The sequence below is a fragment of the Kitasatospora sp. NPDC004799 genome, assembly GCF_040609095.1.
Classification (GTDB): domain Bacteria; phylum Actinomycetota; class Actinomycetes; order Streptomycetales; family Streptomycetaceae; genus Kitasatospora.
In genome coordinates this window covers 1-6,507 of sequence record NZ_JBEXJK010000447.1, presented here as the reverse complement: position 1 = coordinate 6,507, position 6,507 = coordinate 1, and the positions used below count along the sequence as shown (strand labels likewise).

At 74.0% G+C, this 6,507-nt stretch carries 8 protein-coding genes; 2 read left to right on the top strand and 6 right to left on the bottom strand.

Translation table 11 applies throughout. The features are described from left to right. The first annotated feature begins 726 nt into the window (after nt 1–726). Nucleotides 727–1,287 carry an AAA family ATPase gene (locus ABZW03_RS35060; RefSeq protein ID WP_355267700.1) on the top strand — a complete coding sequence of 187 codons (561 nt, stop codon included), beginning with the start codon at nt 727–729 and terminating at the stop codon, nt 1,285–1,287. A 43-nt stretch (nt 1,288–1,330) separates the two neighbouring features. On the opposite strand, the gene ABZW03_RS35055 is transcribed toward ABZW03_RS35060, so the two are convergent. After that, entirely contained in the window at nt 1,331–1,921 is a 591-nt protein-coding gene (locus ABZW03_RS35055; RefSeq protein WP_355267697.1) for a DinB family protein, read from the bottom strand. Nucleotides 1,922–2,047: 126 nt separating this feature from the next. Between ABZW03_RS35055 and ABZW03_RS35050 the strand changes: the two genes are divergently transcribed. Then, the gene (locus ABZW03_RS35050; protein WP_355267702.1) at nt 2,048–2,902 is read left to right on the top strand and encodes a class I SAM-dependent methyltransferase; all 855 of its coding nucleotides are present in this window, start codon (nt 2,048–2,050) and stop codon (nt 2,900–2,902) included. Nucleotides 2,903–2,926: 24 nt separating this feature from the next. Here the strand turns inward: ABZW03_RS35050 and ABZW03_RS35045 are convergent, their stop codons facing one another. The 5 genes from ABZW03_RS35045 to ABZW03_RS35025 form a co-directional block, all read right to left on the bottom strand. Beyond that, a complete protein-coding gene (locus tag ABZW03_RS35045; RefSeq protein WP_355267694.1) occupies nt 2,927–3,499 on the bottom strand; it encodes a dihydrofolate reductase family protein in 573 nt (190 codons plus the stop codon). A gap of 104 nt (nt 3,500–3,603) precedes the next feature. Further along, nucleotides 3,604–4,347 (bottom strand): SRPBCC domain-containing protein, encoded by a 744-nt coding sequence (locus ABZW03_RS35040; protein ID WP_355267692.1) that lies wholly within the window; start codon nt 4,345–4,347, stop codon nt 3,604–3,606. Next, entirely contained in the window at nt 4,344–5,054 is a 711-nt protein-coding gene (locus ABZW03_RS35035; protein WP_355267689.1) for a helix-turn-helix domain-containing protein, read from the bottom strand. Before ABZW03_RS35035 ends, ABZW03_RS35040 begins: the two co-directional genes overlap by 4 nt. A gap of 196 nt (nt 5,055–5,250) precedes the next feature. Further along, the gene (locus ABZW03_RS35030) at nt 5,251–5,625 is read right to left on the bottom strand and encodes a hypothetical protein (protein WP_355267686.1); all 375 of its coding nucleotides are present in this window, start codon (nt 5,623–5,625) and stop codon (nt 5,251–5,253) included. Further along, on the bottom strand, nt 5,622–6,218 hold the full coding sequence (locus tag ABZW03_RS35025; RefSeq protein ID WP_355267683.1) for an RNA polymerase sigma factor: 597 nt from the start codon (nt 6,216–6,218) through the stop codon (nt 5,622–5,624). The genes ABZW03_RS35030 and ABZW03_RS35025 overlap by 4 nt, the downstream gene beginning before the upstream one ends. Nucleotides 6,219–6,507: the final 289 nt, after the last annotated feature.

Sequence of the window (6,507 nt, the reverse complement as noted above, 5' to 3'; positions counted from 1 at the left end):
CAGCCGGACGGGCGTAGGCCACCTGGCCCACGCCCGACAGCAAGATCAACACCTAGTCCAACCGGGTGTCGTACACCTAGATCGTGATAGTCCCGGTGTGGGCAGTGACCGGCGGGGCTGGGGCGGGCCCCGGGCGGGAGAGGCGTGGTGGGTTGGCGGCGGGGGCGGTCCGGCGGCCCTGTCCAGCATCGCGGAGGCGCTTCGCGGGGATGAGGGGGGTGGTGTGCGACGGCCGGTCGGGCCGGGGTGGCCCGGGCTTGCTGGGCCGCAGGGCTCCGGACGGGGAGATGGTCGGGCGGGGCGGCACGGCTGCCTGGCCCGAGGGCATCACCGTGGCGCTGTGCGGGTGTGGGGGCGGTCGGTGGGGCGGATGGGCCCCAGGTGGGAGAGGCGTGGTGGGCCGGCGCAGCGGCCCCGTTCGGCATCGCGGAGGTGCTGCGCGGGTGTGGGCGGCGGCCGGTGGGGCCGGCGTGGTCTGAGCCCGGCAGCGCTGTGTGCTGCGTGGGTGTGAGGGGGGATGTGCGACGGCCGGTCGGGCCGGGGGCGGGGCCGAGGTGCTGGCGGTGGTCGGTTGGGCGGGGTGGGAAGTCCGAGCACCGGTCGGCCACCCGCGCGCCCTGCTCCTCGCTCGTCACGCCGGATGTCCCCATGCCCGGCCCGGATCCTGCCCCTGCCCCTGCCCCTGCCGCCCCCGCCACCACCCCGCCGGGCCCGTAGGGTGCGGGGATGAAGCGCTATCTGCTGACCGGCACCCCCGGGGCCGGGAAGACGGCGATCCTGCGGTGGCTGGAGTGCGCGGGCTACCCGGTGGTCGAGGAGGCCGCCACGGACGTGATCGCGCTGCGGCAGGCCCAGGGCGAGCCGGAGCCGTGGACGGACCCGTCGTTCGTGGACGCGGTGGTCGCCCTGCAGCGGCGGCGGCAGGAAGGGGCGGTCGGCCTGCCGGGGGAGGTGCGGTTCTTCGACCGTTCGCCGGTGTGCACGTACGCCCTGGCGGTGTACCTCGGCCACCCGGTGACCCCGGCCCTCACCGCGGAACTCGACCGCATCCGGCAGGCAGCGGTCTACGAGCGCCGGGTGTTCTTCGTGGAGAGCCCGGGCTTCGTCACCCCGACCGGGGCGCGGCGCATCTCGTACGAGGAGTCGCTGCGGTTCGAGCGGATCCACCGGGAGGCCTACGCCGAGTTCGGGTACGCGTGCGTCCCGATCGCCCCGGGGCCCCTCGCCGACCGGGCGGCGGCCGTCGTACGGCACCTCGGCCCGGCCGCTGCCCGGCACGGAGGCTGACGCCTGTCGGGTCCCCCGGCCCGGCGGATTCCCGGCAGCCACCTCAGGTGAGCCCGCCGGCCTCCCGGGCCGCCTGCTCCACGCGGTCGCGGTGGGCCCGCCACCAGGCGGCGTCGCCGGGGGCGGTGTTGGCGCCGTCGGAGCGCTGGCCGGTGGCGCCGTCCACGAGTTCGCGGACCAGGTCGGCGTGGCCGACGTGCCGGTGGGTCTCGGCGATCATGTGGACGAGCACCCGGTGCAGGGTCTGCTCGTGGCGGGCGCCGAACGGCACCGTGCCGACGGCGTCCAGCGGCAGCGCCTCGATGGTGGCGTCGGAGTGCGACCAGACCCGCCGGTAGCGCCCGATGACCTCCTCGGTGCTCTCGTCCGCCCGTGCCCACAGGTCGCCGTTCGGCTCGGTCCCGCCGATGATCCACAGCGGGGCCGGCTCGGGGAAGGGGCGGCCGAAGGTCTCGCCGAAGTACAGCGCCTCGGCGCCGGTGACGTGCTTGACCAGGCCCAGCAGGTTGGTCCCGGTGGGGGTGAGCGGGCGGCGCAGGTCGTACTCGGAGAGGCCTTCGAGCTTCCAGAGCAGGGCGTCGCGGGCGTCCTGGATGTAGATCCGGAGGTCGGTCTTGTCATCTGTCACGGTCATGGGATCAGTCTGTTGACCACAGGATGCCTGTCCACCGGTTTCCGATCCCCACCGACCCATGACGCTCAGTCAACTCATGGCATGATCAAGCCCGTTCACCCGATGGGCGACCCCGAAGGAGCGGAGATGACCGGCGAGGCCTGGTCCTGGGACGAGACGCTGTTCGCCGGAACGGCCGCCCACTACACCCGCGGCAGGCTCCCGTACGCCCCCGGGCTGGCGGAGGCGCTGGCCGATGCGCTGGAGCTCGACGGCCGGGGGCCCGACGCCCGCGGGCGACTGCTCGACGTGGGGTGCGGGCCGGGGACGCTGGCGCTGGGCCTGGCGCACCTGTTCGGCGAGGTCGTCGGGGTGGACCCGGACGCCGGGATGATCGCCGAGGCGCGCCGGGCGGGCGCCGCCGAACCCAAGGCCACCTGGGTGCGGGCCCGGGCCGAGGAACTGCCCTCGGGCCTTGGCACCTTCACGCTGGCGGTCTTCGGCCAGTCCTTCCACTGGATGGACCGCGAGCTGGTGGCGGCGACCGTACGGCGCCTGCTGCGGCCCGGCGGCGCCCTGGCGCACATCTCGGACCTGAAGGGCGAACCGCGGCCCACCGAGGGTCTGCCGCACCCGCCGGTGCCGTACGACGCGATCGGGGAACTCGTCCGGCGCTACCTCGGCCCGGTCCGCCGCGCCGGGCGGGGGACGCTGCCGCACGGCACACCGGGCGACGAGGCCGCCGTCCTCGCCCGCGCGGGCTTCACCGGTCCGCAGCGGATCGTCGTCCCGGGCGGGCAGCCGCTGGAGCGCTCGGCCGACGAGGCGGTCGCGGGCGTCCTCTCGCTCTCCTTCTCCGCCCCGCACCTCTTCGCCGAGCGCCTCCCGGCCTTCGAGGCGGACCTCCGCCGCCTCCTCGCCCGGACCTCGCCGTCGGGGCTCTTCTCGGAGCGGCAGCCGAGCAGCGAGGTCTTCATCTGGCGTACTGCGGAGCAGCGCTGACGGACCGGGGCAGGAGGCGGGCGGTCAGCGGACGACGTCGAAGACCTGCTTCTGGACACCGTTCCCGTACGCCTCGTGCTCGACCAGCTTCAGCTTCTGGGCGTCCTTGTCCGTCGCGCTGAACAGGCGCTTGCCCGCGCCGAGCAGCAGCGGGAAGACCAGCAGGTGGTAGCGGTCGATCAGGCCGGCGTCCGAGAGGGCGTGGTTCAGGGCGGCGCTGCCGTGGACGATGATCGGGCCGCCCTCGGTCTCCTTCAGCGCGGCGACCTCGTCGATCGAGCGCAGGATGGTGGTCTCGCCCCAGTTCGACACCAGGTCGTCCTCGGTGAGGGTGGTGGAGACGACGTACTTCGGCAGCGTCTTGTAGCGGGCGAACTCCGCCATCTCCGGCCACACCGGGCTGAACGCCTGGTAGCTGACCCGGCCGAGCAGCATCGCGGTGGCCTCCTCCTGCTCCCGGCCCTTGATCTCGAACGCCTCGGGGAGGAAGTCGATGTCCTTGAAGGTCCAGCCGGAGTTGCGGTAGCCGGGTTCGCCGCCGGGGCCCTCGACGACGCCGTCGAGCGAGATGAAGGCGGTGCTGATCAGGGTGCGCATGAGTGGTTCCTCGGTTCTCGTATTTCGTAGGTCGTAGGTCGTATGTCGCAGGGAGGTCCGGCAGGGGCGGGCCGGCAGGGGCGGGCCGGCAGGGGCGGACCGGGTCAGGCGAGGAGCCCGGCCAGCCACCGCTGCCAGGCGGCCTCGGCCTCGGCCCCGTCCGGAACCCGGCCGAAGAGGTGGTGGAACATCAGCACCAGGCCGGAGCCGTGGTGGAAGGTGTAGAGCCCGTCGGCGGTGCGGACCTCGAAGCGCTCGTCGTCCGCCCAGACCACCTCGCCGTCCAGCGGCGGCAGGCCCGCCGGTTCGCCGTGGACCCGCGTGCCCACGGCGGCCGGGAGCGGCAGCGACAGGGCGCCGGCGAGCAGGGCCCGGACCTCCGACACCGTCCGGTCGCCCGACGGCGCGGCGGCGAAGACGGGGACGGCGGTGCGGCCGGGGAAGTGGGCGAGGTACTCGCGGAGCGTGTGGAGGTGGAACGGCCAGCCGCGGCGCAGCGCGTCGTACTCGTCCTGCCAGTCGTCGCCGAGCAGCCCGCTGTGGACCACGCGGAGCACCGTGGAGCCGCCGTCCCGGCCCTCGACCAGGTACTCGAAGGCCATGAAGCGGCCGTCCCCGCCGGTGGCCGTACGGGTGGCCAGGCGCTTGCCGGGCTCGTAGGCGGTGACGACGGCCTCCTCGCGGTGGCCCCCGGTCTCCATGACGGCGGTGCCGCCCTCGCGCGGGTCCAGCTCGTTGCGGCCCATGAACCAGGAGTCGATCCCCGGGCCGGTGGCGATCGCCTCCCAGACCTCCTCCGGGCTCGCCGGGAGGGAGGTCTCCAGCTCGATCTCGAACGGGTGGGTCATCGCGGGTTCTCCTGGTTCGGTGCGGTCCTGGCTTCTTCCGTGGCAGTGCCGGTCGTTTCGGCCCGTTCGGCAGAGCCGGCAGAGCCGGCAGAGCCGGCAGGGCCGCCCTCCGCCCCGGCCCCGGGCTGTACGGCGGGGATCTGGTGGAGTCCGACGACCACCCGGTGGCTGCGGCCCCCGGGGGCGGACTCGTCGTGGTAGCGGCTGACGAGGGTGGCCACGGACTGGGCCAACTCCTCGGCGAAGGAGGCCCGGTCGGCCGCGGAGGCGAACCGCACCTGCGCGTCGATGCCGAAGGTGGCGACCCGTCGGCGAGCCCGGGAGGCGCCGGTCAGCAGGGTGCCGACCTCCTGCACCAGCCGGGAGCCGAGCGCCAGCAGCCAGCGGGCGGAGAGCTGGTCGGGGGAGCGGGCGGGGTCCGGGCTGACGGCGGCCAGGACGCTGGGGGAGATCACGTACGAGGACGCGGTGGCGCGGTACACCCGTTCGGTGACGTTGCCCTTGCGGCGTTCCTCGGCGAGTTCGACGAGGCCGTGCCGCTCCAGCTCCTTCAGGTGGTAGTTGACCTTCTGTCGGGGCAGGCCCAGCCGGGCGGCCAGCATGGCGGCCGAGGCGGGCTCGGTCAGGGCGGCGAGGAGGCGTGACCGCATCGGGTCCAGCGAGGCCTCGGCCGCGGCGGGTTCTTCGATCACGGCGACTTCCAGCACTGCTCCAGCATCCAGCCGACAAAAAAATTTGTCAAGGAAAAAATGCTTGTCGGTGGACGGGTGCCGGATGGGGTCGCAGCCGCCCGGTCGTCCGGCGCCGTTCGCGGTCACCGTATCGGGGGCCGGACGTGCCCCACGCCCGTGCCTTCCCCTGTGGGGCACGGGCGTGGGGCGCTTCTTCAGCAGGCGGCCGTCTTCAGGAAGCGGCCGCCCCGGGCTGCTCGTCGTGTCCCGCGATGGTCAGCCTGCACTGGCCGTCCTCGCAGGAGCGCTGGAGGCGGCCCCGCGAGACGGTCTGCATCAGCCCGATGGCCCAGCACATCGGGCAGCCGCGCAGGGCGAACAGTCCGATCGGCAGGAGGGCCAGGCCGGCCGGCCCGACCAGCGGGAGGAGGACGACCGAGCCGATCAGCGCGCCGAAGCCCACCACGCCGCGCGCGACGTGCTCGGGCAGGGACTTGCCGGCGTAGTCGGGACCCTCGGGCTTCGTTCCGGCCCGCACCTCGGCCGTCGTCTCGATCGTCGCCCTGGTCGTCGCCTTGGTCGTCGTCCTGGCCGTCGTCCTGGTCATCGTTGCGGGCATCGGTTCCCTCCGGGGGTCGGTTCGGGGGCGGCCAGCAGGGCCCGTTGGACTGCCGAACGGGCCCGGTGCAGGCGGGACTTCATCGCGGCCGTGCTGAGGCCCAGCGCGTCGGCGACCATCCGGCCGCTGTAGCCCTGGACGTCCCGCATGATCAGCACGCGGCGCTGGTCGGCGGGCAGGGCGGCGACCGCGGCCGCGACCCTGTCCGCTTCCAGGCGGCGCAGGACCGACTCCTCGGCCGAGGCCACGGAGGCGTCCTGCCACAGCGGCGCACCGTCGTCCCGCAGCGGTGCGCTGTCGTTCCGCAGTCGGGTCCGCGCGCGCCGGAGGCACTCGTTGCGGACGATGCGGAACATCCACGACGCCAGGGCGCCGGAGGCCCGCAGCATCCCGATCTTGCGGTACAGGATGATCAGGGCCTCCTGCGCCGCGTCCTCCGCGTCCTCCGGGGAGGCGCAGAGGGAGCGGGCGAACCGCTGCACGTTGGGGTGCGAGCCCGACACCAGGGCGGCGATCGAGTCGACGTCACCGCGCTGCGCGGCGGCGATCAACTGCTCGCCGGGCCAGGCCGATTCAGCCACGCCCGGCTCGCTTGCGCTTCACGACCAGCGTGCAGGTGCAGAGCAGCACCAGGGCGACGGCGATGCCGATTCCGATGACCATCACTACCTCCGGATTCCCGTGCCCGACGTCTGTCGGAACGTTCATAAGAGGCACGGGCCGCTCCAAAGGATTCGGCCCCGCCGCGAAAAAGTCATCCGCGTTCCCGGGAGGTCGCCGGTGGTCGTGGCGTGACCCGTCCGGTCCGGTCGTGGGGGGGGGGGGCGGGGGCGGCCCCGCCGCCGCCCCCCCCCCCCGGCCCCCCCCCCC

Bases quoted from the DNA above. Each gene is read 5' to 3' on its own strand.
- ABZW03_RS35060 (WP_355267700.1), top strand. From the start codon at position 727: ATGAAGCGCTATCTGCTGACCGGCACCCCCGGGGCCGGGAAGACGGCG.
- ABZW03_RS35055 (WP_355267697.1), bottom strand. From the start codon at position 1,921: ATGACCGTGACAGATGACAAGACCGACCTCCGGATCTACATCCAGGAC.
- ABZW03_RS35050 (WP_355267702.1), top strand. From the start codon at position 2,048: ATGACCGGCGAGGCCTGGTCCTGGGACGAGACGCTGTTCGCCGGAACG.
- ABZW03_RS35045 (WP_355267694.1), bottom strand. From the start codon at position 3,499: ATGCGCACCCTGATCAGCACCGCCTTCATCTCGCTCGACGGCGTCGTC.
- ABZW03_RS35040 (WP_355267692.1), bottom strand. From the start codon at position 4,347: ATGACCCACCCGTTCGAGATCGAGCTGGAGACCTCCCTCCCGGCGAGC.
- ABZW03_RS35030 (WP_355267686.1), bottom strand. From the start codon at position 5,625: ATGACCAGGACGACGGCCAGGACGACGACCAAGGCGACGACCAGGGCG.